This window comes from Pseudomonas sp. A, assembly GCF_056270345.1.
In genome coordinates this window covers 5722730-5748492 of sequence record NZ_CM149873.1, presented here as the reverse complement: position 1 = coordinate 5748492, position 25763 = coordinate 5722730, and the positions used below count along the sequence as shown (strand labels likewise).

The following is a 25763-nucleotide window of genomic DNA, read 5'->3' as shown; positions in this document are numbered from 1 at the left end:
ACCCCGCGCCTGATCTATACCCCAGCTATTGGCCTGGCAATTCCGCCGGGGCCGAGGAGGGAGCAATGGGCGCACTGCAAAAACTACAAGAACGCATTCGCCAGAAGGGCCTCAAGCGCACCTTCAAGACCTTGTTCGAACGTTACGTGTTCTTCCACTGGGAGCTGCTGTGGATGGAGCGCGACCTGGTCAGCCCGGTGCCGCCCTACAGCCTCAAGGCTCACACGCCGGTTACCCTGGCACAGATCACCACCGCCAACGCCGACGCCTTCGCCGCGTATTTCGGCGACCGCGTCGAGACCATGCGCGAGCTGGCCGCCGAGGGGCACACCGGACACATGTACCTGGACGAGCAGGGCGATGCCGTGGCCTTCATCTGGGCCAGCGTGGTCGACTATCACGACAAGCACTACTACGGTTGCACCTTCCCGGTGAAACCGGGCGAGTTCTTCGAATTCGGCGGCGAAATGACCCGGCCCTACTTCGGCAGCGAGCTGTCGGTGACGGCCCAGGTCGAGCTGTGGAACGCCATGCGTGCCAAGGGCTGCCATAAGGTGGTGGATGTGGTGGAGACCCACAACGTGCCGGCCATGAAGCTGCACCTGCGCATGGGCTATCACGAGCAGGGGCGGGTGATGCATGTGTACGGCCTGTTCGGCTTCTGGAAGCTGTTCCGCGAAACCCGCTACGACGGCTCGCGCCTGGCGGTGCTGCGCAAGCCGGGTGTGGCGCGAGCCCTGCCGACTGCCTGAAAGCACAGGACCTGTAGGAGCGGCTTCAGCCGCGATGAAACCAACGAGGTATATGGCACCAGCTTCGCTGGTGATCGCGGCTGAAGCCGCTCCTACAAGGAACTCGCGCTGTTCGGGAATTTTTTGCTAGCGTGGGCGCACGACAACAGCCCGTCCGCCAGCATGGCGCGACGCCGCAGGGAGCGCGCCATGAGCAGCCTCACCCAACCCGCCTGTGCCTTTCGTCATGTCGCCGCCGACGGCTACAGCCTCGGCGGCTTCCGCTGGCGCCACGCCGAGCCCGATCCAGGGCGAGCACTGGTGATCATCAACGCCGCTACCTCGGTGCGCTGTCGTTACTACTCGCGATTCGCCGACTACCTGTTCGCCCAGGGCTTCGACGTGCTCGCCTATGACTACCGCGGCATCGGCGAATCGCGCCCGGCCACGCTGCGCGGCTTCCAGGCGTCCTGGAGCGACTGGGGGCGGCTGGACTTCGAGGCGATGCTGCAATTGGCCGTCGCCGAGCATCCCGGCCAGCCGGTGCATGTGGTCGGCCACAGTTTCGGCGGCTGGGCGCTGGGGCTGGCGCCTTCGGCGGCGCAGGTGCGCCATGCGGTGCTGGTGGGGGCGCAGTTCGCCTACTGGCGTGACTACGCGGCGGAGCAGCGTTGGCAGCTGTTCGGCAAATGGCATGTGCTGATGCCGCTGTTGACCCGGGTGTTCGGCTACTTTCCCGGCAAGCGCCTGGGCTGGCTGGAGGATACCCCGGCTGGTGTGGTGCACGACTGGAGCACCCGCACGCCGCGCTACGAGCACCGGCCCAGTGGGCGCCTGCTCGAGGCGGCGCCGTTCGAACAGGTGCGGGCGGCGACCCTGGCCGTCAGCTTGACCGATGATCCGTTCGGCACGGTGGCGGCTACTGAGCGGTTGTTGGGGTATCTGCGGCAGGCCGAGCGTCGGCACCTGCGGGTGGCGCCTGTGGATATCTCGGTGGAGGAGATCGGGCATTTCGCGTTCTTTCACGATCGGTTTCGTGAAAGTTTGTGGCCAATAGCGCTGGGATGGCTGCGAGAAGGGCAGTTGCAGGGCCAGGTGCCGGGTCGCGTTATCGGTTGAGGGCCCATCGCGGGGCAAGTCGCATCGGCGCACCGCCGCTCCCACCAGCAGTGGGAGCGGGCTTGCCCCGCGATGGGCGAGACGCGAAGTCAGGCCACGCGCGTGAGCGGCTGGGCGGTGAACTTCACGCCGGCCAGCCCATGCTTGATCAGCGCACGGATATTGCCATGGTCGCTGCCCTCGGGGGTGGCCACCACGCTGCGGTAGTGCTCGCCGAAGGCCAACAGTGCTTCCTGGTCGCTCAGCCCTTCCAGCAGCGCCAGGCCCAGGGTCTTGCACGAGCCTTCGTTCTGCCCGGCGGCATTGTGCACGTCGCCGTTGTCGAAGGCCTGGGGCTGGTAGCTGTAGTTCGCGGCGATGAACGCCAGGGTGTCGGCGAAAACGTGTTCGCCGCTGGCGAGGCTGCTGCGCAGGGTGTTCAGGTCAGTCACGGGGTTTTCCTTGTTCGAACGCCGCCTGTTGCTCGGCGCTGGCTTCTTTCTGGTGTTGGGCTTTCCACTCGGCGTAGGGCATGCCGTACACCTGCTCGCGGGCAGCGTCCAGGCTCAGCTCGATCTGGCGATCGTCGGCGGCGGCCTTGAGCCATTTCGACAGGCAGTTGCGGCAGAAGCCGGAGAGGTTCATCAGGTCGATGTTCTGCACGTCGGTGCGTTTCTGCAGATGGTCGACCAGGCGCCGGAACGCGGCGGCTTCGAGTTCGAGCTGTTGTTGCGGGGTCATGGGCGGTCTCTTCAGGTCATGCGGTTCTTCAGATGGCGGCCACCGTTGATGACCACCTGGCTGCCGGTGCTGTACTGGCTTTCGAGCAGGAACAGCACGGCGTCGATCAGCGGGCGGGCGCCGGGTTCGAATTCGAGCAGGGCCTTTTTCAGGGTCTGCTGGCGGTACTGCTCGTCGCCGCCTTCCTTGAGGATCAACAGGCCCGGCAGGATACCGTTGACCCGCACCTTGGGCGCGTACTTTTCGGCGAACGACAGCACCATGTTCTGCAGCGCGGCCTTGGTCGCGGCGTAGCCGATGTGGCTCTTGCTGCCGCGCGAGGAGGTCTCGTCGCAGATGTGGATGATATCGGCCTTGTCCACCTTGTTCAGCCATTCGCCGAGGGCCAGGTTGAGGTGGTAGGGCGCCTCGACGTGCAGGCGGAACATGGTGTCGAGGTTGTCCAGGCCGTCGTCGAGCCACAGCGAGGCGTTGTGGATGATCCCGCGCAGGCCGTCGTAGTGGCCGTGCAGGTGGTCGATCAGGGCCTGACGGTCTTCACTGCGGGTCAGGTCGGCCTGGAACTGCCGGATGTTCGGGTGGGCCGCCTGGGCATGCAGGCTGCGGCTGGCGCTGACCACCGTATGGCCGGCCTGGGCCAGCTCCAGGGCCAGGGCCAGCCCGACGCGCTGGCTGGCGCCGGTGATGAGGATTGGGCTGTTCATGTGCGGGCGGTCTGTTCGTCTGTCCGTGCGTGATGCCCCAGCATACCCGAACTGCGCGGCCTTGCGAGCCCGTGCCTCAGCGGCTGCGCAGCCCCTGGGGGCGGTCGCTCGGGGCCTGCGGCGCGGCGTTCAGCCAGCCGGCCAGCAAACGGGTGGACAGCGGGATGAACAGGTACACCATCAAGGGGGTCAGGGCCAGGGTGCTGAGCAGCACGCGGGGCAGTAGTTCCAGCGCTGCCAGCCAGTGGCCGAACAGCAAGTTGAACAGCAGCGAGACCGGGAAGAACGCCAGCCAGATGGCCGTGGCCTGTTTCCAGCGTGGCGGTTTTTGCACCGTATTGGTGCCGAACCAGTCGTCGATGCCGCTCACGCGCCTCTCTTTGGGGCGTTCGAACAGGCCGTCGCCGCGCTCCAGCCAGGTCCGGCGCGAGGCAGAATGCTCCCAGGCGTGCAGGGTCTGCTCGTCGGTGAAGCGGAAGATGATCTGGAATTCATCGCCCTCGGCCGGCGGCGCGAGGATGCCCGAGCCCAGGTAACCGGGGAAGTCGGTGGCCAGCTGCTCGCCTTCGTGCAGCCAGGCCAGCAGGTCCTGGTAGCGGCCACAGGCGGCGCGGCGCGACACCATCAAGGTGACGGGTGGGGTAGACATCGTGTATCTCCTGGCGACGGGGCTGGCGGGTAGCCGGCCCCTTGGCATGCGGCCCGGGGTGGTGGGCGGCGCAGGCGTGCTTGCAAGAATCGGGCGCAGATTATGCGCGAACACGCATGACCGGTCAGTTTCAGCGGCTGGACGGTCGTCAGAAGGCGGCAGGGGCCTGGGCGTGCAGCTCGGGGTGAGCCTGGCGGTGGGCCTGCAGGATGTACTCGCGCAGGCGTTCGATTTCTTCGGCCGGGCTATGTGACAGGTCATAGGCGGCCAGGCGCGGGCCGATGCGTCGGCGCAGCACGCCGTGCAGGCCGATCGGCGGGATATCCGCGGCGGCGAAGCGCAGCTTGAAGCGGGACGGCGCCTCGCGCTGGCCACGGACTTCCAGCAGCACGCCCTTGAACGAGATGTCCCGCACCCACAGGTCGCTGGCCTGGCCATGGTCGTCGAGCAGGGCGCTCGGCCGCTCCAGCGACAAGCGCCAGGGCCGCAGCATGGGGCCGTCCTCGTAGATGTCCGGCGAGCCCAGTTGCAGGTGCAGGGCGTGGAATTCATCCTCGACCAGTTGCAGAGGGAAGCTCAACTGCTGGTTGTTGAAGCTGGCCTGCAGGGTCACCTGCTCGTTGGCCACCAGGCGGGTGAGCAGGTCCTTCAGACGACGGTCGCCATTGACCAGCAGGCTCGACATGGGGTCGGCCAGGTTCAGCTGGGGCGAATGCTGCATGTCCTGGATGAAATCCAGTTCGTCCTGGGAGAGTAGGGCGTCTGCTTGCATGGTCGAACTCGAAGGGGCGATCGGTAAGGGCGATTTCTTCACGGTGGTGGACAGTGGGCAATACGCTTCGTTCCGGTCATTCGTCGGATAATCCTGAAGTGTGTGACTTTAGGCATAGGCGGCCTTTTGCCACTGTCGAGTGTTAGTATCCTACGTTTTCACTCAGTTTCGGAATCCTCACCCGATGAAAGTCGCCATTATTTCCGGTTCGGTATACGGCACCGCCGAAGAAGTCGCCCGTCACGCCGAGTCGCTGCTCAAGGCCGCCGGCCTTGAAGCCTGGCACGCCGCCCGCGCCACCCTGCAGGACATCGAGGGCTTCGCCCCGGATGCGCTGCTGGCGGTGACCTCGACCACTGGCATGGGTGAGCTGCCCGACAGCCTGATGCCGCTGTACAGCACCATTCGTGACGTGCTGCCGGCGACCTGGCGTGGTTTGCCGGGGGCGGTGATCGGCCTGGGCGACTCGAGCTATGGTGATACTTACTGCGGCGGCGGCGAGCAGATGCGCGAGCTGTTTGCCGAGCTGGGGGTGAACGAGGTGCTGCCGATGCTGCGGCTCGATGCCAGCGAGACGGTGACGCCGGAGACCGATGCCGAGCCGTGGTTGGCGGAGTTTGTGGCTCTACTCAAAGGTTAAACGACCCTTGTAGGAGCGGCCTTGCCGAGGCGTCGGACCGGCCGGAAAGGGGCGCGAAGCGGCCCCTGGTTCTGAGCGTCTGCACATAAATTGCTGGGGCCGCTTCGCGGCCCTTTCGCGGCACAAGGCCGCTCCTACACGTTCGTGTCATTCGTTCTGTTCGCGCAACAACGCCAGCCACGCCTGCGCCGCCCGCGACAGGTAAGCCCCGCGCCGCCAGATGAAGGCGATGTCCCAGCGCAGGTAATCCGGCGCCCGCAATGGCAAACGCACCACCCCGGGCCGCTCCAGCGCCCGCGCGACGATCGCCGGCAGCAACACCACGCCTTGCCCGGCCGCCACCAGCGCGGCAAGAAAGTCCGCCTGGCCGCTGCGTCCGCCTTCCCTGGGCGTGAAACCCTCCTGCTGGCAGGCACTGAGCAACCGATCATTCAACACGAAGCTGCGCTGGTACAGCAGGAACGGCGTGTCGGCCAGTTGCGCCAGGGCGACGTCGGCTTGCCCGGCCAGCGGGTGGCCGGCGGGCAGCAGTGCCTCCAGCGGCTCATTGCAAAAGGGTTGGTAATCGAACGCCGGATCGCTCGGCGTCAGGCTGCCGCCCAGTTCCAGCTCGCCGCTTCTCACCGCCTGCTCGACCATGCGGCTGCCGCCTTCGAGCAGTTGGATCGAGATGTTCGGATGCCGCCGCCGGTACTCGGCGAACAACCCGGCGAACAACGCGTCGCTGCCCAGCAGCGGCAGGCCCAGGCGCAGCTCGCCGCGGGCCATCTGGCTGAGGTCGTCCAGTTCGCTCTGCAGCTCCTGGCGCTGGCGCAACAGCGCCTCGCCCCGCTCCAGGACGATGCGCCCGGCGGCGGTCAGCAGCAATTGCGAACCCTGACGTTCCAGCAGGGGCTGGCCGATAGCCTGTTCCAGCTGGGCGACCTGCTTGCTCACCGCCGACTGGCTGATGTGCAGGGTGGTCGCCGCCTGGGTGAAGCCGCCCTTGTGAACGACCTCGATAAAACTGCGCAGCTGTTTGAATTCCATGATCGCTCGATTCCATTCTGGAATGGCTGTCAGTCTAACAATTCGCTTCTGGCCTAGGTGCGCGACTTCTACAATGGGCACGTTGTCGAGGAACCCCGCCATGAATCCTGAATTGCTGAAGAAAACCCTGCGCCTGCTCGCCGAGCTGACGGTGTTGCTGGGCCTGTTCCTGATCGGTGGCCAGCTGGCCGCCTGGCTGGCCTGGCCGATCCCCGCCGGGGTGATGGGCCTGGCGCTGCTGCTGGTGCTGTTCGCGACCGGCGTGCTCAAGCCGGCCACCCTGCAACTGGGCGCCGGCTGGCTGATGGCCGAGATGTTGCTGTTCTTCATCCCGGCGCTGATGAGCCTGCTGGACTACGGCAGCCTGCTGCGCAGCGAAGGCTGGCGCATCTTGCTGGTGATCGCCCTGAGCACGCTGCTGGTTATGGTCGTTACCGCGCTGACCGTGGAACTGGTGTGCCGCTGGAGGTTGCGCCATGAGCCTTGAACCCATGCCGCTGTTCTGGCTGGCGCTGACCCTGGGCGCCTACCTGGGCAGCCGCTGGCTGTACCGGCGCAGCGGGCGCTACCTGCTGTCGCCGCTGATCCTGGTGCCGGCGCTGCTGCTGGCGGTGGCCGTGCCGCTGCACACCGCCTACGCCGAATATGCCCGCAACACCCACTGGCTGATGGGCGTGCTGGGCCCGGTCACCGTCGCCTTCGCGGTGCCGATCTGGCAGCAGCGGGCACTGCTGGCGCGCCACTGGCCGGCGCTGCTGGTGGGCATGCTGGCCGGCAGCGTGGCCTCGATCGGCAGTTCCTGGGCGCTGGCGCACCTGCTGGCGCTGGACGATGCGGTCAGCCTGTCGCTGCTGCCGCGCTCGATCACCACGCCGTTCGCCATGCCGGTGGCCCAGGACCTGGGCGGCGTGCCGGAGCTGACGGCGGTGTTCGTGATGTTCACCGGCGTGCTCGGGGCGATGTTCGGCGGCATCCTGCTGCGCTGGCTGCCACTGCGCACGCCGTTGGCGCGGGGCGCGCTGTTCGGCGTCGGCGCCCATGGCGCGGGCGTCAGCCGGGCCCAGGAGGTCGGCCGCGAGGAGGGCTCGGTGGCCGGCCTGGTCATGGTCCTGACCGGGCTGCTCAACCTGCTCGCGGCGCCGCTTTTGATGAAGCTGATCTGACCGTTCGTGCCACTGACTCGCACGGTCATCAGGCTGGCTGCCAAGGCGACTTATCACCTTCGTATAGGCTTCTAGACTGAGCCTCGACATAGAGAGCACATGTATGTGCCGAGGTGACATGCAATGAACGCAGCCTTGCCCTCTTCCGACACTTATCCACCGGGACGACCGTGATGCCACTGGCCGAGATTCCATTGTGCGTCTGGCGCACCCGGAGCCAGGGTTTCACCTTCCGGGGCCAGAGCATCCGCTACTGGACGGCAGGGCAAGGAGAGCCCCTGCTATTGCTTCACGGTTTCCCCACGGCCAGCTGGGATTGGCACTACCTGTGGGCACCCCTGACCCAGCGTTTTCGCGTGGTGGCCTGCGACATGCTCGGCTTCGGCGACTCGGCCAAGCCCGCGGACCACGACTACAGCCTGCTCGAGCAGGCCGACCTGCAGCAGGCGTTGCTGGCGCACCTGCACATCGACCAGCCGGTGCACCTGCTGGCCCATGACTACGGCGGCAGTGTCGCCCAGGAGCTGCTGGCCAGGCACCATGAACAGCGGCTGGAGGTGGCCAGTTGCGTGTTCCTCAACAGTGGGCTGTTCCCCGAGAGTTGCCGCGTGCTGCTGGTGCAAAAGCTGCTGCTCAGCCGCCTGGGCTGGCTGGTCGGGCGCTCGTTCGGGCGCGACGACCTGGTGCGCAACGTCACCCAGGTCTACGGCCCCTGCACCCACCCCAGCGAAAGCGCCCTGGACGACTACTGGAGCCTGATCGCCTCCAACCGCGGCCCACGCATCCTGCACCGGCTCATCAGCTTCCTGCCCGAGCGCAGGGCCCAGCGCGAACGCTGGGTCGCGGCGCTGCAACGCCCGGGCGTGCCGCTGCGCTTCATCAATGGCGCGGTGGATCCTTTGTCCGGCGCGCACATGGTCGAACGCTACCGCGAACTGGTGCCGGAGCCCGACACCGTGGTGCTGCAGGGCATCGGCCATTACCCGCACACCGAGGCGCCGGTGCAGGTGCTGCGCCACTACCTGGCCTTTCGTGAGCAACCGATGAGCTATGTGCCGCTGAAGGTCGCCTGGTCCTGACCGGGCGATCATCGCCGGGCGTTATCGGGCGGCATTCGCCACGGTGCGCTTGATTGCCCGGCCCCGGCGGCTGGCGGAGACTGCGTTGCATCCCTTCATTGCCAGGAGCCTTGAGCATGAGCGAACCAGTACGTCTGCAAGATCGAGTGGTGATCGTCACGGGGGCCGGTGGCGGCCTGGGCCGGGCCCATGCGCTGCTGTTCGCCGCGCGCGGCGCGCGGGTGGTGGTCAACGACCTGGGCGGGTCGACCCACGGCGAAGGCGCCAACGCAACGGCGGCCGACCGCGTGGTGGAGGAGATCCGCGCCGCGGGCGGTTCGGCGATCGCCAACCATGACTCGGTCACCGACGGTGCACGTATCGTTGAACAGGCCCTGGACACCTTTGGCCGCGTCGATGTGCTGGTCAACAACGCCGGCATCCTGCGCGACAAGACCTTCCACAAGATGGAGGACAGCGACTGGGAGCTGGTCTACCGCGTGCATGTCGAGGGCGCCTACAAGGTTACCCACGCCGCCTGGCCGCACCTGCGGGCGCAGAACTGGGGGCGGGTGATCTTCACCTCGTCCACCTCGGGCATCTACGGCAACTTCGGCCAGGCCAACTACGGCATGGCCAAGCTCGGCCTTTACGGGCTGACCCGCACCTTGGCCATCGAAGGCCGCAAGCACGGCATCCTGGTCAACGCCATCGCCCCGACCGGCGGCACGCGCATGACCGAGGGGCTGATCCCGCCGCAGGTGTTCGAGCGGCTGCAACCCGAGCTGATCAGCCCGCTGGTGGTGTACCTGGGCAGCGATCAGTGCCAGGACAGCGGCGAGCTGTTCGAGGTGGGCGGCGGCTGGGTCGGCAAGGTGCGCTGGGAGCGCAGCCAGGGCGTAGGGTTCGACCCGCGGGAAGGGTTCACGCCCGAGCAGGTGGCGGACAACTGGGCGCGGATTGGCGACTTTGAGGGTGCCGGGCATCCGCAGGACAGCCTGCAGGCGTTGCAGCAGATGATGGCGAACCTGCAAAAGCATCCGTTGGGTTGAGGCGCGCGTGTCACGGCATGGTCGGATTTGCGTGGGGGCTGGCATGCGTGCGAGCTGGCTTGCGAGCGGGGTATGCGTGGGAGCGGGCTTGCCCCGCGATGAGGCCGGTCCAGGCAACGGCGCCACATGGCACGGGCTTCGCCCGTGATCGCGGGGCAAGCCCGCTCCCACGCAGCCTCGCTCGCATACCCGCTCGTACGCAGCCCCCGCTCGCACGCAGCCCGTACCAAGCCCGCTCTCAACCAGCCCATTCCCACCAGATTTTGCCAAGCGATTCTTGCACAAATAAAAAAGGCCGCTGCAATCGCAGCGGCCAATCGAGACGTTAGATCAAGGAGCTTCAAAATCAACGTCGGTGAACCTGAGCGGGCGCGAAAGGCGGGGGGGAGAGCCCTTCGTGCCGGCCAGTGAGATCAGAATAAGCGCTTGAACCCGCGGGAAAAATAGCCGCTTATGACATTCACCTTTACGTTTCGGGTAAAAGTGCAAGGCGGACTATAGCCAGCCTGTGCAGTGAAAATCCGTAATGCTTTGTAAGCCCTTTCACTGATCCGCGCCGTATCCCATCCGCCAACTGGTGGCCTGGGTGGCGGCGAGCAGGCGTCGGGCGGCCGGGCCGTGCTCGTCGGCATGGAAGATCGAGGTCGGCCCGACCACGGTCATCACCGCGGCGACCTGGCCCATGGCGTTGAACACCGGCGCGGACAGCGCATCCACCCCCGGCATCAGCAACCCGTGCACATGGTGCAGGCCGCGCTGGCGGATCTGCTCCAGCAGGGGCGCATAGTCGTCCGCCTTCTGGCCGAGCGTGGCCAGCTCCTGGTCGCGCAGCTCCACGGTCTCCCGTTCGGGCAGATGGGCAGCGAACACCAGCCCGGTGGACGAGCTCAGCAACGGCAGCACCGAGCCGATCTGGGTCACCACCGTCACCGCCCGCACCGCTGGCTCGATGCTCACCACGGTCGCGCCCTGGTTGCCCCACACGGCGATGAAGCAGCTTTCGTTGAGCTCGTCGCGCAGCTGCGACAGCGGCAGCGCCGCGACCTTCAGCACATCGATGCTGCCCAGGGCCGCCATGCCCACCCGCAACGCCTCGCGCCCGAGCCCGTAGTGGTTGGTGGCCGGGTCCTGCTCGGCGAAGCCGCTGGCGATCAGTGCCTGCAGGTAGCGGTGCACCTTGCTCGCAGGCATCTCGACATGCTCGGCCAGGCGTGACAGCGAGGTGGAGGGGGAGAGTTCGGCCAGGGCCTTGAGGATGTCGGTGCCGACTTCCGCCGAGCGGACCTTCTGTTTGCCGTTGTCGGCACTGCTGCTGGCTTTGGCCATGGGGGGCTTCTATGCAGATTTCATGGAGTGGCGCCTTTATAGCTTGACGCCTGCGCGCGGGCAAATTACGTTATTCGTAATCTGATTACGATAAAAACAATGCAGACGCGCTGCCGCCCTTGGTGCCGGTTTCAGGATCGGGCCCGCAGCCAGCTGCCCGCAACGGCTCCCAGCAGCCCGGAGGCACCGATGACCCGCGACACTTCCCCTGAACTCGAGTACCTGAGCGGCTTCGGCAACGAATTCGCCAGCGAAGCCTTGCCCGGCGCCCTGCCGGTCGGGCAGAACTCGCCGCAGAAGGCGCCCTATGGGCTGTACGCCGAGCTGCTGTCGGGCACTGCCTTCACCATGACCCGCAGCGAACTGCGCCGTACCTGGCTGTACCGCATTCGCCCGTCGGCGCTGCACCCTCGCTTCGAGCGCCTGGAGCGCCAGCCGCTGACCGGCGCGCTGGGCGCCATCAACCCCAATCGCCTGCGTTGGAGCCCCCAGCCGATCCCGTCCGAACCGACCGACTTCATTGACGGTTGGGTGCCCATGGTGGCCAACTCGGCATCGGAAAAGCCGGCTGGCGTGAGCATCTACATCTACCGCGCCAACCGTTCCATGGAGCGGGTGTTCTTCAATGCCGACGGCGAGCTGCTGCTGGTGCCCGAGCAAGGCCGCCTGCGCATCGCCACCGAGCTGGGCGTGCTCGTGGTCGAGCCGCTGGAGATCGCGGTGATCCCACGGGGCATGAAGTTCCGGGTCGAACTGCTCGATGCCCAGGCCCGTGGCTACATCGCCGAGAACCACGGTGCGCCGCTGCGCATTCCGGACCTCGGCCCGATCGGCAGCAACGGCCTGGCCAACCCGCGTGACTTCCTCACCCCGGTCGCCCATTACGAAGAAAGCACCGGCCCGGTGCAGCTGGTGCAGAAGTTCCTCGGCGAACACTGGGCCTGCGAGCTGCAGCATTCGCCGCTGGACGTGGTTGCCTGGCACGGCAGCAACGTGCCGTACAAGTACGACCTGCGCCGCTTCAACACCATCGGCACGGTCAGTTTCGACCACCCCGATCCGTCGATCTTCACCGTGCTGACCTCGCCCACCAGCGTGCATGGCATGGCCAACATGGACTTCGTGATCTTCCCGCCGCGCTGGATGGTGGCCGAGAACACCTTCCGTCCACCATGGTTCCACCGCAACCTGATGAACGAGTTCATGGGCCTGATCCACGGCGCCTACGACGCCAAGGCCGAAGGCTTCCTGCCCGGCGGCGCCTCGCTGCACGGGGTGATGAGTGCCCACGGCCCGGACGCCGAGACCTGCGACAAGGCCATCTCGGTGGACCTGGCGCCGCACAAGATCGACAACACCATGGCCTTCATGTTCGAGACCAGCCAGGTGCTGCGTCCGAGCCGCCAGGCCCTCGAAAGCCCGCAGTTGCAGGCCGACTACGATAGTTGCTGGGCCACCTTGCCGAGCACCTTCAACCCGAACCGGAGATAACCGATGAACCACAACGCCATTGCCCGCAGCTGGGTCGAGCACGCCAACGGGCACCGCGACTTCCCGCTGCAGAACCTGCCCCTGGGCATCTTCAGCCGTCCAGGGCAGGCGCCACGTTGCGGCGTGGCCATCGGCGACGCGATCCTCGACCTCGAGGCCGTGCTGGCCGCCGGCCTGTTCGACGGTGCGGCCAAGGCCGCCGTCGAAGCCACCGCCGGCGGCGCGCTGAACGCTTTCTTCGCCCTCGGCCGTGCGGCCCGTGTGGCCTTGCGCGAGCGCCTGCTGGTACTACTGGGCGAGGGCAGCGAGCACCAGGCTGCGCTGAAGGCCGCGCTGTACCCGGCCAGCGAATGCCAGCTGCACCTGCCGGCGAAGATCGGTGACTACACCGACTTCTATGTCGGCATCGAGCACGCCAAGAACGTTGGCAAGCTGTTCCGCCCGGACAACCCGCTGCTGCCCAACTACAAGCACGTGCCGATCGGCTACCACGGCCGCGCCTCGACCATCCGGGCCTCCGGCGCCGATGTGCGCCGTCCCAAGGGCCAGACCCTGCCGGCGGGCCAGACCGAGCCGAGCTTCGGCCCTTGCGCGCGCCTGGACTACGAGCTGGAACTGGGCATCTGGATCGGCCAAGGCAATGACATGGGCCAGCCAATCCCGGTGGGCGATGCCGCCGAGCACGTGGCCGGCTTCTGCCTGCTCAACGACTGGTCGGCGCGGGACATCCAGGCCTGGGAATACCAGCCGCTGGGCCCGTTCCTGTCCAAGAGCTTCATCACCACGGTGTCGCCATGGGTCGTCACCGCCGAGGCCCTGGAACCGTTCCGTTGCGCCCAGCCGGCCCGTCCGGAGGGTGACCCGCAGCCGCTGTCGTACCTGCTGGACAAGCGCGACCAGGCCGCCGGCGCCTTCGACATCGAGCTGGAAGTGCTGCTGCTGACCGAGCGCATGCGCGAGCAGAACCTGCCGGCTCATCGCCTGACCCTGAGCAGCACCCGCAGCATGTACTGGACCGTGGCGCAGATGGTCGCCCACCACAGCGTCAACGGCTGCCAGCTGCAACCGGGCGACCTGTTCGGCTCGGGCACCCTGTCGGGCGCCGCGCCGGGGTCGTTCGGCAGCCTGCTGGAGATCACCGAAGGCGGCAAGCACCCGGTGGAACTGGCCAGTGGCGAGGTGCGCAAGTTCCTCGAGGACGGCGACGAGATCATCCTGCGCGCCCGTTGCGTGCGCGAGGGGGTGGCCAGTATCGGCTTCGGCGAGTGCCGCGGCACCATCGTCGCGGCCAACTGAGGGGCAGGGCGATGGAACTGTTCACCTACTACCGCTCCACCTCGTCGTATCGGGTACGTATTGCCCTGGCGCTCAAGGGCCTGGATTACCAGGCCTTGCCTGTGAACCTGCTCAAGGGCGAGCAGCGCGGCGCGGACTATCTGGCGCTCAACCCCCAGGGCCGGGTGCCGGCCCTGCGCCTGGAGAGCGGCGAGCTGCTGGTGCAGTCGCCGGCGATCATCGAGTACCTGGAGGAAGCCTTCCCCGAAACGCCACTGCTGCCCCGTGGACCTGAAGCCCGGGCCAGGGTGCGCGGCGTGGCGGCGATCATCGGTTGCGATATCCACCCATTGCACAACGTCAGCGTGCTCAACCAGCTGCGTCAGCTGGGGCACGAAGAGGCCCAGGTCAACCAGTGGATCGGCCACTGGATCAGCCAGGGGCTGGCGGCGGTCGAGCAATTGATCGGCGATGAGGGCTTCTGCTTCGGGGCGACGCCGGGCCTGGCCGACGTCTACCTGATCCCGCAGCTGTACGCGGCCGAGCGCTTCAACATCGACCTTGGTGGTTACCCGCGCATTCGCCGGGTGGCCGCCCTGGCCGAGCAGCACTCGGCCTTCCTCCAGGCCCACCCGGCGAGGCAGCCCGACACGCCCGACTGACCACCAACTCATTTTGTTGGCAGGGGCACTGTGGGAGCGGGTCTACCCGCGAATGCAAGGGTGAGGCCACCGACGCTTTCGCGGGTAAACCCGCTCCCACAGGTACTGCTTCAGCCCGCAGGAGCTAGCTCCTGCAACGACCATCGCGATCCCGTGGCATAACAATAAAAGACAGGTACCTTGCGATGCATAACCAGATAGCCAGCTTTCGCGCGGCGCTCGACGCGCGCCCGGTGTCACCCTACCAATGGCGCCTGCTGCTGCTGTTGATCCTGCTGTTGGTCACCGATGGTTATGACGCCCAGGTGCTGGGCTATGTGATTCCAGCGCTGGCCCAGGACTGGGGGTTGGAAAAGGCCGCCTTCGGGCCGGTGTTCAGCGCCAACCTGCTGGGGCTGACGGTCGGTTCGCTGGCAGTGACGCCACTGGCCGACCGCTTCGGCGTGCGCCGGGTGCTGCTGTGCTGCGTGCTGTTGTACGCCAGCCTGACGGTGCTGATGGTGTTCGCCTCCTCCCTCGACAGCCTGATGCTGGCGCGCTTTCTCTGCGGCATCGGCATGGGCGGCGCCATGCCCAGCGCCATGGCGCTGATGGCCGACTACGCGCCGCCTCGACTGCGCACCCTGATGGTGACCCTGGCGGCCTGCGGCTTTTCCCTGGGCGGAGCGGCGGGTGGTTTCGTCGCTGCGGGCTTCATCGACCATTACGGCTGGCAGGCGGTGTTTCTCGCCGGTGGCGTGGCGCCGCTGCTGTTGTTCCCGTTCCTGGCCTTGTACCTGCCCGAGTCGCTGCCGCGCCTGCTGCGCGATGCGCCGCCGTATGCCCGGTTGCAAAGGATTGCCACCCGCCTGCTGCCGGGCTGGCAGGTGCCGGCGGCACAGGTCGCCAGCGATGAGCCAGCGGACAGCAAGCTCACCATGGTCGCGTTGTTCCGCGACGGTTTCGCCCGGCCGACCTTGCTGCTGTGGGGCACCTTCTACGTCAGCCTGATCCTGCTGTATTTCATGATCAGCTGGCTGCCGTCGCTGCTGCAGGAAAGCGGTCTGGCGCTGAACCAGGCCAACCTGGTCACTTCGCTGTTCCTGTTCGCCGGCACATTCGGCGCGGTGTGCCTGGCCTGGTGCGCCGACCGAATGAAGAACAAGGCCCACCTGTTGGCCGGCGTATTGCTGGGGGCGGCAGTTTTCAGCGTGCTGGTCGGCCTCAACCACGACGACCCGCGCTGGCTGGTGCCCAGCGTGTTCGCCGCAGGCTTCTGCATCATCGGTGGCCAGCTGACGCTCAATGCCTTCGTCAGCAACTTCTACCCGGCCCAGGTGCGCGCCACAGGCACCGGCTGGGCCCTGGGCGTCGGGCGCTTCGGCTCGATCCTTGGACCGCTTGTCGGTAGCTTGCTGCTGACCCTGCACATGCCGGTGGAGCAGATCTTCTTCTTCTGCGCCATCCCGGCATTGCTTGGGGCGCTGCTGGTCAGCCAGGTGCGGGCGCCACGGCCACGTGAAGTGGCGCCCAAGGCTGAAGCGCTAGTGGATTGAGCGCTTGCCGCTGGGCAACTGGCCGATGCGTTCGCTGAGTTTCAGGCGTTGCAGCGGGTCGTCGGTCAGCAGCAGGGCGTGTTCCAGGTCGAAGCGTTCGGCCTGGGGGCAGTCCAGATGCTGGTACAGCGTGGCGCGGGCCAGGTAGTCGTTGACCTGCACCGGACCCAGTTGCATGACCCGTTCGGCATCGACCAGCGCGGCCAGGTCGTTGTCGTTACTGCTGTGCAACTGGCGCAGGTTGCGCGACAGGCGCTGGAGCATCTGCATCGGCGAGGCGCTGCGCAGGTGTTCGGCGGTCAGCGGCATCTGCGGGCCGAACTGGCGGGCGAGCAGTTCGCGGCAGTCGTTGGGGTAGAGGCGACGACCGCCGCAGGGGTCGAGCAGGTGATCGGCGCCGGGCACGCGCAGCAGGAAGTGGCCGGGGAAATTGACGCCTTCCAAGGGAATCGACAGGCGGCGGGCCAGCTCCAGGGCGAGAATGGCCAACAGCAACGGCTGGCCGCGACGGCGTTGCAGCACCTTGTCCATCAAGGCCGCCTGCGGTCGCAGCGGGTGGTACTCGTCCTGCTGGTAACCCAGGGCGTTGAGCTGGCGCAGCAAGGGCTGGGCCAGCTCGTTGAGCGGCAGCATCGGCAGGCTGGTGCTGACGTCGCGTTGCAGTTCGTGTAGCCGGGCCAGGCCGGCCGCGGGCTCGACGCTGCGGTCATGCTCGGCGGCGATCCACAGGGTGGCCTCCAGCAGGGCGACCGGCTCGCGTTCCAGGCAGGCCAGGCAGGCTTGGCGTGGGTTCATGGGACCTCTCCATCACGCTTAACTTGTAGCCCTGGCGCGGCTTTTCGTCCAGTGGTCCGCCCGTGCGGTGTCCGGCCTCGACCTGTTTATACTGGTAGGAGCACCTCGTTGGGGAGCCCGTCCATGTTCGAGCTCATGCAAAGCACCCGCGCCCAGTCACTGCACCTGTTCATCGACCCGCCCACGGGCCTGAAGGCCGTGGTGGTGATCCACAGCGAACAGCTGGGACCGGCCATGGGCGGCTGCCGCTACCTGCCCTATGCCGACGACGAGAGCGCCATGACCGACGCCATCCGCCTGGCCCAGGGCATGAGCTACAAGGCGGCCCTGGCCGGGCTGCCGATGGGCGGTGGCAAGGCGGTGATCGTGCGCAACCCGCACGTGGAAAACCGCGCGGCGCTGTTCGAGGCGTTCGGCCGCTTTGTCGACACGCTCCAGGGACGCTTCATCACCGCAGTGGACAGCGGCACCTCGACCCTCGACATGGACTGCATCGCCCAGTCTACCCCCTACGTGACCAGCACCACCGCCTCGGGCGACCCGTCGCCCCATGCGGCCATGGGCGTGTTCGCCGGTATCCGCGCCACCTCCATGGCCCGGCTGGGCAGCGACAACCTGGAGGGCCTGCGGGTGGCGGTGCAGGGCCTGGGCAACGTGGGCTATGCCCTGGCCGAGCAACTGCACGCGGCAGGCGCCGAGTTGCTGGTCAGCGACCTGGACGCAGGCAAGGTGCGCCTGGCGGTGGAGCAGTTCAGTGCCCAACCGGTGGCCCATGAGGCCTTGATCAGCACCCCGTGCGACATCTTCGCCCCCTGTGGCGTGGGGCCGGTGCTCAACAGGCAGAGTGTGATGCAGTTGCGCTGCGCGGCGGTGGCGGGGTCGGCGAACAACCAGCTGACCACCTTGGAGGTGGCCGACCAGTTGGAGAATCGGGGGATCCTGTATGCACCTGACTACGTGATCAATGCGGGCGGGTTGATCTATGTGGCGTTGACCCATCGGGGGGAAGCCGCTGGCACCATAACCGCGCACCTGGCGCGAATTCCCACGCGGCTGACCGAGGTGTTCGCCCATGCCCAGGCGGAGAAACGCTCGCCGGCAAGGGTGGCGCAGACGTTGGCGGAGCGGTTGCTGTATGGCTGAGGCTCAGACTGGCCGCTTGTGGTGAAGATCGTTCCTCAATACCATCGAAAGGACCTCCGTCTTATTGCGCAGGGCGACTCCGAGCGGTCGTCATCTGTGATGTTTCCAGGTAGACATGAACCCATTACCCACCCTTATCCGCGAAACCTTCCCCGTCGGCCCTTTGCAGTGCAACTGCACCCTGATCGGCGACCCGCTGAGCAAGAAGGCCATCGTCGTCGATCCGGGCGGAGACGAGCAGAAGATCCTCGCCCGCCTGCAGCACCATGGCCTGACCCTGGTGAGCATCATCCACACCCATGCCCACTTCGACCATTTCCTCGCCTCGGGCAAGCTCAAGGAGCTGACCGGTGCCACGCTGCACCTGCACAAGGCCGACCAGCCGCTGTGGGAAAACCTGGAAATGCAGTGCCAGATGTTCGGCATGCCCTACACCCCGGTGCCGTCGCCGGATCGCTGGCTGAGCGATGACGAGGAGCTGGCCTGCGGCTGTGGCGTGGCCTTGCACACCCCAGGGCATACGCCGGGCTCGATGAGTTTCTGGTTCGCCGAGCACAAGCTGCTGATCGCTGGCGATACCCTGTTCCGCCGTGGCGTCGGGCGCACCGATTTGTGGGGTGGCGATCAGCGGGCTATCGTTCGTTCCATCAAGGAACGGCTGTACCGCCTGGATGAGGAAGCCATCGTGGTGACCGGTCATGGTCCGGACACCTGCCTCGGCGACGAGATGCGCGAGAATCCGTTCGTGCGCGCCTGAGGTTTCATGGAATTTTTCCGCCGCGCTGCAATCCAAGGCTGGCATAGATCCGTAGGCGATCCGCTGCACTTTTGAATTTCAGTAGGAGCTTGTCCATGTTCACCATGCGTCGTCTGATTATCGTCGCTACCGCCGCCGCCCTGATGTCCGGTTGTGCCAGCCCCAACCCGTATGACAACCAGGGCCAGGCGCAGGGCTCCACAGGGATGAGCAAGACCGCCAAGTACGGTGGCCTGGGCGCGCTGGCCGGCGCCATCGCCGGTGCCGCCATCGATCACAACAACCGCGGCAAGGGCGCGCTGATCGGCGCCGCCGCGGTGGGCGCCGCCGCCGCCGGCTACGGCTACTACGCCGACAAGCAGGAAGCCGAGCTGCGGGCCAAGATGGCCAACACCGGCGTCGAGGTGCAGCGCCAGGGCGACCAGATCAAGCTGATCATGCCGGGCAACATCACCTTCGCCACCGATTCGGCGAACATTTCCCCGAGCTTCTACTCGCCGCTGAACAACCTGGCCAACTCGTTCAAGCAGTTCAACCAGAACACCATCGAGGTGGTGGGCTTCACCGACAGCACCGGCAGCCGCCAGCACAACATGGACCTGTCGCAGCGCCGTGCCCAGGCGGTCAGCACCTACCTGACTTCCCAGGGCGTGGACTCGTCGCGGGTCAGCGTGCGTGGCATGGGGCCGGACCAGCCGATCGCCAGCAACGCCGACGCCAATGGCCGTGCGCAGAACCGCCGGGTCGAGGTCAACCTGAAGCCGATCCCGGGTCAGCAGTATGACCAGCAGGGGACTGTGCAGCAGTATCCGTAAGTTATAGTTCTGAACTGATGGGGCTGCTTCGCGGCCCTTCGCGGGTAAACCCGCTCCCACAGGGTTTGTGCATGACTTTGGCCTTGCGCGATACCTGTGGGAGCGGGTTTACCCGCGAAGGGGCGCGTAGCGGCCCCATCTGTTTTCAGCGCTCGGTACTGGCCTGGATCGCCGTCAACGCGATGGTATGCACGATATCGTCCACCTGCGCCCCACGGGGCAGGTCGTTGACCGGTTTGCGCAGCCCCTGCAGCATCGGCCCGAGGCTGACGCAGTCGGCGCTGCGCTGTACCGCCTTGTGGGTGGTGTTGCCGGTGTTCAGGTCTGGGAACACGAATACCGTGGCGCGTCCGGCCACCGGGCTCGACGGCGCCAGTTGCCGGGCGATCTCGGGGTTGGCAGCGGCGTCGTACTGCAACGGCCCGTCGATCACCAGGTCGTGCTCGGCCTGTTGCGCCAGGCGCGTGGCCTCGCGCACCTTTTCCACTTCCTCGTCGCTGGCCGCCGAATCGCTGGAATAGCTGAGCATCGCCACCCGTGGCGCGATGCCGAACGACTCGGCGGACTCGGCGCTCTGCCGGGCGATTTCGGCGAGCTCCGCGGCACTGGGGTGCGGGTTCATCACGCAGTCGCCGTAGACCAGCACCTGGTCGGGGAACAGCATGAAGAACACCGACGACACCAGGCTGCTGCCTGGCGCGGTCTTGATCAGCTGCAAGGCCGGGCGGATGGTGTTGGCGGTGGAGTGCACCAGGCCGGAGACCAGGCCGTCCACCTCGCCGAGGGCGAGCATCATGGTGCCGATCACCACCGGGTCTTCCAGTTGCTGTTCGGCCATCGGCGCGTTGAGGTTCTTGCTCTTGCGCAGCTCGACCATGGGTTCGACATAGCGGCCACGGATCAGCTCGGGGTCGAGCACTTCCAGGTCCGGCGGCAGGCTGATGCCCTGGGCGCGGGCCACGGCCTGCACGTCCTCGGGCTTGGCCAGCAGCACGCAACGGGCGATGCCACGGGCCTGGCACAGGGCGGCTGCCTGCACCAGCAGGGGCTCGGCGCCCTCGGGCAGGACGATGCGCTTGTTGGCCTGCTGGGCGCGCTGGATCAGCTGGTAGCGGAACACCGCCGGCGACAGGCGCAGTTCCCGTGGCGTGCCGCAACGCTGGTGCAGCCAGGCGGCGTCCAGCTGGCCGGCGACGAAGTCGGTGATGAACTCGGCGCGCTCGCGGTCGTCCACCGGGATCTCGCGGTTCAGCGAGTTGAGCTGGTTGGCGGTGTCGTAGGAGCCGGTGCTCACCGACAGGATCGGCAGGCCGGCCTGCAGGGCGCCGCGGCACAGTTCGAGGATGCGCGGGTCGGGCTTGCTGTCGCTGGTCAGCAGCAGGCCTGCCAGGGGCACGCCGTTGATCGCGGCCATGCACACGGCGAGGATGATGTCGTCGCGGTCGCCCGGCGTCACCACCAGGGTGCCGGAGGTCAGCAGCGGCACGGTGTTGGCCACGGTGCGGGCACAGATGATGATCTTGCTCATGCGCCGCTGGTCGTAGTCGCCGGCGTTGAGCACCTGGGCACCGAGCAGCTCGGCCACGTCGCGGGTTCGCGGGGCGTTGAGCTCGGCCTGGTAGGGGATGCAGCCGAGCAGGCGGAAGTCGTTGCCACGCAGCAGCGGCGAATGCTCGCGCAGGCGCGTGGCGAAGTCGGCCATGCTTTCGTCGGTGCGCACTTTGTTGAGAATCACACCGAGCACCTTTGGGTCCCGCGGGCCGCCGAACAACTGGGCCTGCAGCTCGACGCGGCCGGACAGCTCGCTCAGTACCTCGTTCTCCGGCGCCGACACCAGGATCACCTCGGCGTCGAGGCTCTTGGCCAGGTGCAGGTTGACCCGGGCGGCATAGCTGGCGTGGCGGGTCGGCACCATGCCCTCGACCACCACCACGTCCTTGCCGACGCACGCCTGCTGGTAGAGGCGGATGATCTCCTCGAGCAGTTCATCGAGTTGGCCGTCACCGAGCATGCGCTCGACATGCCCCAGGCTCAGGGGCGTGGGCGGCTTGATGCCGTGGGTGCGGGCGACCAGTTCGCTGGAACGCTCCGGGCCGGTGTCGCCGGGGTGCGGCTGGGCGATCGGCTTGAAGAAGCCGACCTTGAGCCCCGCGCGCTCCAGGGTGCGCACCAGGCCCAGGCTGATGGAGGTCAGGCCGACACCGAAGTCGGTCGGCGCGATGAAAAATGTCTGCATGCGTGCTTCTCGAAATAAGCGGTGCAAGGAATTCAGCGGCCAAGGGTATCGCTAACCGCCCCTTGCGCGCACCAGCCGCAGGCAAATACCTGGCCGATGCGCCGGGCGCGCTCGTCGGCATCGAGCACCCAGGGCCGCGCCTGCCACGGCGGCTGGTGGCGCAGGTGCTGGGTGTGGCCGCAGGACAGCTCGACCACCCAGTGACCCTCCTCGTCGAGGTGAAAGCCGGTGATCCGACTGATGGGCGGCCCTTGGTCCGAGTCGCGTTCGCAATCGGTCGATGCGTTGGTTACACTTGTCCGTTCTACATTCTTTTGCAAAAGGTCTTGCCCCATGCTGATCGCCGCCAACAAGGCTGTCTCCATCGACTATACCCTCACCAACGACGCTGGTGAGGTCATCGACAGCTCCGCCGGTGGTGCGCCGCTGGTCTACCTGCACGGTGCCGCCAACATCATCCCGGGCCTGGAAAAAGCCCTGGAAGGCAAGCAGGCCGGTGACGAGCTGACCGTTGCCATCGAACCGGAAGAAGCCTACGGCGAGTACTCGGCCGAACTGGTCAGCACCCTGAACCGCAGCATGTTCGAAGGCGTCGACCAACTGGAAGTCGGCATGCAGTTCCACGCCTCGGCGCCGGACGGCCAGATGCAGATCGTCACCATCCGCGACATCGACGGCGACGACGTGACCGTCGACGGCAACCACCCGCTGGCTGGCCAGCGCCTGAACTTCAAGGTCAAGGTTGTCGACGTGCGTGACGCCAGCGAAGAAGAAATCGCTCACCGTCACATCCACGGTGAAGGTGGCCATCACCACTGATTTTCTGCGCTAAGCTCAGAGAGTCGCCAGGCGCTCGGGCAAGCCGGACTTGCCCTCCTCAGGAGGGTGGACGGTTTGGCCGCGCGCCTTTTTAGTGGGCGGGATTCGCCCCAGCGGCAATCGGGAACCTGAGAGGGGATTTCATCATGAGTGCATTTCACGACCTGACGTTGAAGGCGTTGAACGGTGAGGACCTGCCGCTGGCCCCGTTCAAGGGCCAGGTGGTGCTGGTGGTCAATGTCGCCTCCAAGTGCGGGCTGACGCCGCAGTACAAGGCCCTGGAGAACCTGTATCAGGATTACCGGGACAAGGGCTTCAATGTGCTGGGCCTGCCGTGCAACCAGTTCGCCGGCCAGGAACCTGGCAGCGAGAAGGAAATCCAGGAATTCTGCAGCCTCAACTATGGGGTGAGCTTCCCACTGGGCGCCAAGCTCGAGGTCAACGGGCCGCAGCGTCATTCGCTGTATCGCCTGCTGGCGGGCGAGGGCGCCGAGTTCCCCGGCGATATCACCTGGAACTTCGAGAAGTTCCTGGTTGGCAAGGATGGTCGGGTGCTGGCGCGTTTTGCCCCGCGTACCGCGCCGGACGATCCGACCGTGGTGCAGGCGATCGAGAAGGCGCTGGCGTGATTTGCGCTATTTGCCGGACACACGCTCTAGGCCACACCACACCCTTTGTAGGAGCGGCCTTGTGTCGCGAAAGGGCCGCAAAGCGGCCCCAGCAATATTGGCGGCGTAGCTGAAACCCTGGGGCTGCTACGCAGCCCTTTCGCGACACAAGGCCGCTCCTACAGGGGACGGCGAAAGTCGCGATTTCCCGCTCCGGTCTGTCAGAACGCTACCGACGTCTGCACATACAGCGTCCGCGGCTCACCCACGTACTTACCCTTGTTGTTGTCGTCGAACGAACGGGTGTAGTACTCGCGGTTGAACAGGTTCTTCACCCCCACCGCCACCTTCAGGTTCGACAGCGCAGGGCCGAAGTCATAGCCGGCGCGGGTGCTGACCAGCATGTAGCCGGGGATGCGCCCGGTGCTGCCGTCGGCGCTCTCGCCGCCGGTGTTGGCGTTGTCGGCGTACTGGCTGCTCTGGAAGCTGCTGTCCAGGTTCAACTGCCACGGGCCTTCGGTGTAGCCGATCCCCAGCGTGCCCTTGTGGCGGGACGAGAACGGTACCTGGTTGCCCTTGTTCGGGCCGTCCTCGCGGATGGTGGCATCGACGAAGGCATAGCCGGCGTGCACGTCGAAACCGACCAGCGCCGGGCTCAGTCCGTCGAGGGCGTAGCGCACGCTGGTCTCGATGCCCTGGTGACGGGTTTCGCCGCGGGCGATCACCGAGTCGTTGGTCTGGTTGCTTTCGTACTGGTTGTCGAAGTTGATCAGGAATGCGCCGATCTCGGCCTGCAGGTCGCCGTTGTCGTAGCGCGTGCCGACTTCCCAGGTGCGCGCCTTCTCCGGTTTCACCTCGCCGCTGCTGACCCGGTTGGGCATCTGGCTGTACTGCACGCTGCCGAACGAGCCTTCGGTGTTGGCGTAGAGGTTCCAGTTGTCAGTGAGGTGGTACATCACGTTCAGTGCCGGCAGGGCGGTGTTGTAGCTGCCCTGGTACTGCTGGCCATTGAGCTTGTTGCTCTGCTCGGAGTCGATCATCTCGTAGCGGATGCCCGGGGTGATGGTCCAGCGGCCGATGTCGATGCGGTCGTCCAGGTAGATGGCGTGGGCTTCGGTGCTGCCGCGGGTGTCACGGTCGTTGCGGCTGGCGGTGGTCGGCAGGGCGCCGTTGACCGGCTCGCGGTAGCGCAGTTCATGCCCGGCCTCGTTGACGTAGCGGTAGCCGATACCCAGCTCGTGCCAGCTGTCGCCCAGGGCCACGCCCTGCGAGAAGCGGGTCTCGATACCGCGTACCCAGTACTCGCGTGGCGACAGCGAGACGAAGCTGCCCTGGTCGAGGTAGCCGCTGCGCAGGGTCTTGGTGAAGAAGCTGTTGACGCTGAACTGGCGGTCGTCCTGCTTGTAGTCGTAGCCCAGGTTGAACAGCGTGCGACGGCCCCAGAACTTGTCCTTCAGGCGGGTCGACTGGTACGGGTCGGCGTCGAAGTCGGCAGTGCTCAGGCCGCCGGGCATCTCGGCTTCACCCTCGTAGTACTGGGCCATGGCGTGCAGGCTGTTGGCTTCATCCAGTTGCAGCTTGCCCTTGAGCATCAGGTCGTCGATCTGCGTGTCGCTGTGTTCGCGCCAGTCGCTGCCACGGGTGCCGGAGTAGAGCAGGGCGCCGCCCAGGCCGTTGGCGTTGGTGCCGCCGATCAGCAGGTTGGCGCTGTTCTTCAGGCCATCCTGGCTGGACGACGGGCTGATCTGGTTCTGCATCGCCGCCTTGAAGGTGGCTTCTTCAGGGATGGCGCGGGTGACGAAGTTGACGATGCCGCCGACGTTCTGCGGCCCGTAGCGCACCGCGCCGCCGCCGCGCACCACGTCCACGGCGTCCATGTTGCCCAGGCTGATCGGCGCCAGTGACAGCTGCGGCTGGCCGTAGGGGGCGAAGGGCACGGGGATGCCGTCCATCAGCACGGTGGAGCGCGAGGCCAGGCGCGGGTTCAGGCCACGGATGCCGAAGTTCAGCGCCAGGTCATGGCTACCGGTACCGTTGTTTTCCGGGGCGTTAACGCCGGGGATGCGGTTGAGCACTTCGCGGGCGCTGCTGGCACCGCTGCGTTCGAACTCCTCACGGCGCACCACGTCGCGGGCGCCGGCATGTTCGAAGACGTTGTCCTGGCGGGCCTCGGCCAGCCAGTCGCCGACCACGGTCGAGGCGCCCAGCTCGACCGGGGCGTTGCCGCCCATGGCCGGCAGCGGTTGCAGGCTGTAGGCGTTGTCGGTCTCCTGGCGCGCCTGCAGGCCGCTGTCGCGCAGCAGGGCATCGAGCCCCTGGCCGACCTCGTACTGGCCCTCCAGGCCCGGGCTGCTCAGGCCCTGGGTCAGGCCCGGGCTGAACGAGATCAGCGCGCCGCTTTCGCGACCGAACTGGTTCAGGGCCTGTTCCAGTGTGCCGGGCGCGATGTGGTAGGCGCGGGGCTCTCCAGCCAGGGCGAGCGGGGCGGCGAGGATCAGGGCGTAGGCGAGGGGGCTGAGGCGCAGGGGCATGTGACGGAGGTCCTGTGACAAGGGGTTCTGTCTTCTCTGTCACACGAGGTTTGGAAAATGGCTCAACTGATTTGAAATAATTTTGGGTTGGAGCCGATAATCGTGGGAGCGGGCTTGCCCCGCGATGGCCATG

Annotated in this window: 27 protein-coding genes; 16 read left to right on the top strand and 11 right to left on the bottom strand. The window is 66.5% G+C overall.

Features of this window, described 5'->3' with window-relative positions:
- Positions 1 to 65 precede the first annotated feature (65 nt).
- Positions 66 to 752 (top strand): N-acetyltransferase, encoded by a 687-nt coding sequence (locus AC0MAZ_RS25660; protein ID WP_475859655.1) that lies wholly within the window; start codon positions 66 to 68, stop codon positions 750 to 752.
- A 189-nt stretch (positions 753 to 941) separates the two neighbouring features.
- Positions 942 to 1850 carry an alpha/beta hydrolase family protein gene (locus tag AC0MAZ_RS25655; RefSeq protein WP_475859653.1) on the top strand — a complete coding sequence of 303 codons (909 nt, stop codon included), beginning with the start codon at positions 942 to 944 and terminating at the stop codon, positions 1848 to 1850.
- An 89-nt stretch (positions 1851 to 1939) separates the two neighbouring features.
- On the opposite strand, the gene AC0MAZ_RS25650 is transcribed toward AC0MAZ_RS25655, so the two are convergent.
- The 5 genes from AC0MAZ_RS25650 to AC0MAZ_RS25630 all read right to left on the bottom strand — a co-directional run bounded on the left by AC0MAZ_RS25650 (position 1940) and on the right by AC0MAZ_RS25630 (position 4695).
- Entirely contained in the window at positions 1940 to 2281 is a 342-nt protein-coding gene (locus tag AC0MAZ_RS25650) for a HopJ type III effector protein (protein ID WP_475859651.1), read from the bottom strand.
- On the bottom strand, positions 2274 to 2570 hold the full coding sequence (locus AC0MAZ_RS25645) for a DUF1244 domain-containing protein (protein WP_475859649.1): 297 nt from the start codon (positions 2568 to 2570) through the stop codon (positions 2274 to 2276). Before AC0MAZ_RS25645 ends, AC0MAZ_RS25650 begins: the two co-directional genes overlap by 8 nt.
- 11 nt (positions 2571 to 2581) lie before the next feature.
- Positions 2582 to 3274, bottom strand: a complete 693-nt coding sequence (gene folM, locus AC0MAZ_RS25640; RefSeq protein WP_203650575.1) for a dihydromonapterin reductase — start codon at positions 3272 to 3274, stop codon at positions 2582 to 2584.
- Positions 3275 to 3350: 76 nt separating this feature from the next.
- Positions 3351 to 3923: a putative antibiotic biosynthesis monooxygenase gene (locus tag AC0MAZ_RS25635; RefSeq protein WP_203650577.1), complete on the bottom strand. Its 573-nt coding sequence runs from the start codon at positions 3921 to 3923 to the stop codon at positions 3351 to 3353.
- A 148-nt stretch (positions 3924 to 4071) separates the two neighbouring features.
- Positions 4072 to 4695, bottom strand: a complete 624-nt coding sequence (locus AC0MAZ_RS25630) for a hypothetical protein (RefSeq protein WP_203650579.1) — start codon at positions 4693 to 4695, stop codon at positions 4072 to 4074.
- Between the two features lie 184 nt (positions 4696 to 4879).
- Here AC0MAZ_RS25630 and AC0MAZ_RS25625 point away from each other — a divergent pair, with 184 nt between their 5' ends.
- On the top strand, positions 4880 to 5335 hold the full coding sequence (locus tag AC0MAZ_RS25625) for a flavodoxin (RefSeq protein WP_203650581.1): 456 nt from the start codon (positions 4880 to 4882) through the stop codon (positions 5333 to 5335).
- Positions 5336 to 5482: 147 nt separating this feature from the next.
- Here the strand turns inward: AC0MAZ_RS25625 and AC0MAZ_RS25620 are convergent, their stop codons facing one another.
- Entirely contained in the window at positions 5483 to 6364 is an 882-nt protein-coding gene (locus tag AC0MAZ_RS25620) for a LysR substrate-binding domain-containing protein (RefSeq protein WP_475859645.1), read from the bottom strand.
- A 100-nt stretch (positions 6365 to 6464) separates the two neighbouring features.
- Here AC0MAZ_RS25620 and AC0MAZ_RS25615 point away from each other — a divergent pair, with 100 nt between their 5' ends.
- The 4 genes from AC0MAZ_RS25615 to AC0MAZ_RS25600 all read left to right on the top strand — a co-directional run bounded on the left by AC0MAZ_RS25615 (position 6465) and on the right by AC0MAZ_RS25600 (position 9637).
- Entirely contained in the window at positions 6465 to 6851 is a 387-nt protein-coding gene (locus AC0MAZ_RS25615) for a CidA/LrgA family protein (RefSeq protein ID WP_203650585.1), read from the top strand.
- Positions 6841 to 7527, top strand: coding sequence for an LrgB family protein (locus AC0MAZ_RS25610; protein WP_203650587.1), 687 nt, complete (start codon positions 6841 to 6843; stop codon positions 7525 to 7527). Before AC0MAZ_RS25615 ends, AC0MAZ_RS25610 begins: the two co-directional genes overlap by 11 nt.
- A gap of 173 nt (positions 7528 to 7700) precedes the next feature.
- Complete coding sequence (locus AC0MAZ_RS25605; RefSeq protein WP_110736894.1) at positions 7701 to 8606, top strand: alpha/beta fold hydrolase; 906 nt, start codon at positions 7701 to 7703, stop codon at positions 8604 to 8606.
- 116 nt (positions 8607 to 8722) lie between these two features.
- Positions 8723 to 9637, top strand: a complete 915-nt coding sequence (locus AC0MAZ_RS25600) for an SDR family oxidoreductase (protein ID WP_475859641.1) — start codon at positions 8723 to 8725, stop codon at positions 9635 to 9637.
- A gap of 543 nt (positions 9638 to 10180) precedes the next feature.
- Here the strand turns inward: AC0MAZ_RS25600 and AC0MAZ_RS25595 are convergent.
- A complete protein-coding gene (locus AC0MAZ_RS25595) occupies positions 10181 to 10963 on the bottom strand; it encodes an IclR family transcriptional regulator (RefSeq protein ID WP_232855712.1) in 783 nt (260 codons plus the stop codon).
- Between the two features lie 189 nt (positions 10964 to 11152).
- Here AC0MAZ_RS25595 and hmgA point away from each other — a divergent pair, with 189 nt between their 5' ends.
- The 4 genes from hmgA to AC0MAZ_RS25575 all read left to right on the top strand — a co-directional run bounded on the left by hmgA (position 11153) and on the right by AC0MAZ_RS25575 (position 15926).
- A complete protein-coding gene (gene hmgA / locus AC0MAZ_RS25590; protein ID WP_203650594.1) occupies positions 11153 to 12454 on the top strand; it encodes a homogentisate 1,2-dioxygenase in 1302 nt (433 codons plus the stop codon).
- Between the two features lie 3 nt (positions 12455 to 12457).
- Positions 12458 to 13750, top strand: coding sequence for a fumarylacetoacetase (gene fahA, locus AC0MAZ_RS25585; RefSeq protein ID WP_475859638.1), 1293 nt, complete (start codon positions 12458 to 12460; stop codon positions 13748 to 13750).
- Positions 13751 to 13761: 11 nt separating this feature from the next.
- Entirely contained in the window at positions 13762 to 14391 is a 630-nt protein-coding gene (gene maiA / locus AC0MAZ_RS25580; RefSeq protein WP_234561633.1) for a maleylacetoacetate isomerase, read from the top strand.
- Positions 14392 to 14576: 185 nt separating this feature from the next.
- Complete coding sequence (locus AC0MAZ_RS25575; RefSeq protein WP_475859636.1) at positions 14577 to 15926, top strand: MFS transporter; 1350 nt, start codon at positions 14577 to 14579, stop codon at positions 15924 to 15926.
- Here the strand turns inward: AC0MAZ_RS25575 and AC0MAZ_RS25570 are convergent.
- A complete protein-coding gene (locus AC0MAZ_RS25570; protein ID WP_475859635.1) occupies positions 15915 to 16721 on the bottom strand; it encodes a SirB1 family protein in 807 nt (268 codons plus the stop codon). The genes AC0MAZ_RS25575 and AC0MAZ_RS25570 overlap by 12 nt on opposite strands.
- Positions 16722 to 16844: 123 nt before the next feature.
- On the opposite strand from AC0MAZ_RS25570, the gene AC0MAZ_RS25565 reads away from it, so the two are divergent.
- The 3 genes from AC0MAZ_RS25565 (at position 16845) to AC0MAZ_RS25555 (ending at position 19436) form a co-directional block, all read left to right on the top strand.
- Positions 16845 to 17864: a Leu/Phe/Val dehydrogenase gene (locus AC0MAZ_RS25565; protein WP_475859633.1), complete on the top strand. Its 1020-nt coding sequence runs from the start codon at positions 16845 to 16847 to the stop codon at positions 17862 to 17864.
- 115 nt (positions 17865 to 17979) lie between these two features.
- Positions 17980 to 18621 (top strand): MBL fold metallo-hydrolase, encoded by a 642-nt coding sequence (locus tag AC0MAZ_RS25560; protein WP_475859631.1) that lies wholly within the window; start codon positions 17980 to 17982, stop codon positions 18619 to 18621.
- A 95-nt stretch (positions 18622 to 18716) separates the two neighbouring features.
- Complete coding sequence (locus AC0MAZ_RS25555) at positions 18717 to 19436, top strand: YiaD family glycine zipper/OmpA-like lipoprotein (RefSeq protein WP_028689530.1); 720 nt, start codon at positions 18717 to 18719, stop codon at positions 19434 to 19436.
- A 145-nt stretch (positions 19437 to 19581) separates the two neighbouring features.
- Here AC0MAZ_RS25555 and pta read toward each other — a convergent pair whose 3' ends face one another.
- Positions 19582 to 21672 (bottom strand): phosphate acetyltransferase, encoded by a 2091-nt coding sequence (pta, locus tag AC0MAZ_RS25550; protein ID WP_203650604.1) that lies wholly within the window; start codon positions 21670 to 21672, stop codon positions 19582 to 19584.
- Positions 21673 to 21704: 32 nt separating this feature from the next.
- Positions 21705 to 22007 carry a DUF3565 domain-containing protein gene (locus tag AC0MAZ_RS25545; RefSeq protein WP_062572837.1) on the bottom strand — a complete coding sequence of 101 codons (303 nt, stop codon included), beginning with the start codon at positions 22005 to 22007 and terminating at the stop codon, positions 21705 to 21707.
- Between AC0MAZ_RS25545 and AC0MAZ_RS25540 the strand changes: the two genes are divergently transcribed.
- The gene (locus AC0MAZ_RS25540; RefSeq protein WP_050706853.1) at positions 22006 to 22491 is read left to right on the top strand and encodes an FKBP-type peptidyl-prolyl cis-trans isomerase; all 486 of its coding nucleotides are present in this window, start codon (positions 22006 to 22008) and stop codon (positions 22489 to 22491) included. The genes AC0MAZ_RS25545 and AC0MAZ_RS25540 overlap by 2 nt on opposite strands.
- A 146-nt stretch (positions 22492 to 22637) precedes the next feature.
- Positions 22638 to 23120, top strand: a complete 483-nt coding sequence (locus tag AC0MAZ_RS25535; RefSeq protein WP_050706852.1) for a glutathione peroxidase — start codon at positions 22638 to 22640, stop codon at positions 23118 to 23120.
- A 200-nt stretch (positions 23121 to 23320) separates the two neighbouring features.
- Here AC0MAZ_RS25535 and fecA read toward each other — a convergent pair whose 3' ends face one another.
- Entirely contained in the window at positions 23321 to 25630 is a 2310-nt protein-coding gene (gene fecA, locus AC0MAZ_RS25530; protein ID WP_475859629.1) for a TonB-dependent Fe(3+) dicitrate receptor FecA, read from the bottom strand.
- Positions 25631 to 25763: the final 133 nt, after the last annotated feature.

What these genes read in the sequence shown, in the direction of transcription:
- AC0MAZ_RS25615 (WP_203650585.1), top strand. Translation starts at nt 6,465, where the DNA reads ATGAATCCTGAATTGCTGAAGAAAACCCTGCGCCTGCTCGCCGAGCTG.
- AC0MAZ_RS25545 (WP_062572837.1), bottom strand. Translation starts at nt 22,007, where the DNA reads ATGGGGCAAGACCTTTTGCAAAAGAATGTAGAACGGACAAGTGTAACC.
- AC0MAZ_RS25555 (WP_028689530.1), top strand. Translation starts at nt 18,717, where the DNA reads ATGTTCACCATGCGTCGTCTGATTATCGTCGCTACCGCCGCCGCCCTG.
- AC0MAZ_RS25540 (WP_050706853.1), top strand. Translation starts at nt 22,006, where the DNA reads ATGCTGATCGCCGCCAACAAGGCTGTCTCCATCGACTATACCCTCACC.
- pta (WP_203650604.1), bottom strand. Translation starts at nt 21,672, where the DNA reads ATGCAGACATTTTTCATCGCGCCGACCGACTTCGGTGTCGGCCTGACC.
- AC0MAZ_RS25535 (WP_050706852.1), top strand. Translation starts at nt 22,638, where the DNA reads ATGAGTGCATTTCACGACCTGACGTTGAAGGCGTTGAACGGTGAGGAC.
- AC0MAZ_RS25620 (WP_475859645.1), bottom strand. Translation starts at nt 6,364, where the DNA reads ATGGAATTCAAACAGCTGCGCAGTTTTATCGAGGTCGTTCACAAGGGC.
- fahA (WP_475859638.1), top strand. Translation starts at nt 12,458, where the DNA reads ATGAACCACAACGCCATTGCCCGCAGCTGGGTCGAGCACGCCAACGGG.
- hmgA (WP_203650594.1), top strand. Translation starts at nt 11,153, where the DNA reads ATGACCCGCGACACTTCCCCTGAACTCGAGTACCTGAGCGGCTTCGGC.
- AC0MAZ_RS25605 (WP_110736894.1), top strand. Translation starts at nt 7,701, where the DNA reads ATGCCACTGGCCGAGATTCCATTGTGCGTCTGGCGCACCCGGAGCCAG.
- AC0MAZ_RS25630 (WP_203650579.1), bottom strand. Translation starts at nt 4,695, where the DNA reads ATGCAAGCAGACGCCCTACTCTCCCAGGACGAACTGGATTTCATCCAG.
- AC0MAZ_RS25570 (WP_475859635.1), bottom strand. Translation starts at nt 16,721, where the DNA reads ATGAACCCACGCCAAGCCTGCCTGGCCTGCCTGGAACGCGAGCCGGTC.
- AC0MAZ_RS25625 (WP_203650581.1), top strand. Translation starts at nt 4,880, where the DNA reads ATGAAAGTCGCCATTATTTCCGGTTCGGTATACGGCACCGCCGAAGAA.
- AC0MAZ_RS25560 (WP_475859631.1), top strand. Translation starts at nt 17,980, where the DNA reads ATGAACCCATTACCCACCCTTATCCGCGAAACCTTCCCCGTCGGCCCT.
- AC0MAZ_RS25660 (WP_475859655.1), top strand. Translation starts at nt 66, where the DNA reads ATGGGCGCACTGCAAAAACTACAAGAACGCATTCGCCAGAAGGGCCTC.
- AC0MAZ_RS25645 (WP_475859649.1), bottom strand. Translation starts at nt 2,570, where the DNA reads ATGACCCCGCAACAACAGCTCGAACTCGAAGCCGCCGCGTTCCGGCGC.
- AC0MAZ_RS25635 (WP_203650577.1), bottom strand. Translation starts at nt 3,923, where the DNA reads ATGTCTACCCCACCCGTCACCTTGATGGTGTCGCGCCGCGCCGCCTGT.
- folM (WP_203650575.1), bottom strand. Translation starts at nt 3,274, where the DNA reads ATGAACAGCCCAATCCTCATCACCGGCGCCAGCCAGCGCGTCGGGCTG.
- AC0MAZ_RS25595 (WP_232855712.1), bottom strand. Translation starts at nt 10,963, where the DNA reads ATGGCCAAAGCCAGCAGCAGTGCCGACAACGGCAAACAGAAGGTCCGC.
- maiA (WP_234561633.1), top strand. Translation starts at nt 13,762, where the DNA reads ATGGAACTGTTCACCTACTACCGCTCCACCTCGTCGTATCGGGTACGT.
- AC0MAZ_RS25575 (WP_475859636.1), top strand. Translation starts at nt 14,577, where the DNA reads ATGCATAACCAGATAGCCAGCTTTCGCGCGGCGCTCGACGCGCGCCCG.
- fecA (WP_475859629.1), bottom strand. Translation starts at nt 25,630, where the DNA reads ATGCCCCTGCGCCTCAGCCCCCTCGCCTACGCCCTGATCCTCGCCGCC.
- AC0MAZ_RS25600 (WP_475859641.1), top strand. Translation starts at nt 8,723, where the DNA reads ATGAGCGAACCAGTACGTCTGCAAGATCGAGTGGTGATCGTCACGGGG.
- AC0MAZ_RS25655 (WP_475859653.1), top strand. Translation starts at nt 942, where the DNA reads ATGAGCAGCCTCACCCAACCCGCCTGTGCCTTTCGTCATGTCGCCGCC.
- AC0MAZ_RS25610 (WP_203650587.1), top strand. Translation starts at nt 6,841, where the DNA reads ATGAGCCTTGAACCCATGCCGCTGTTCTGGCTGGCGCTGACCCTGGGC.
- AC0MAZ_RS25565 (WP_475859633.1), top strand. Translation starts at nt 16,845, where the DNA reads ATGTTCGAGCTCATGCAAAGCACCCGCGCCCAGTCACTGCACCTGTTC.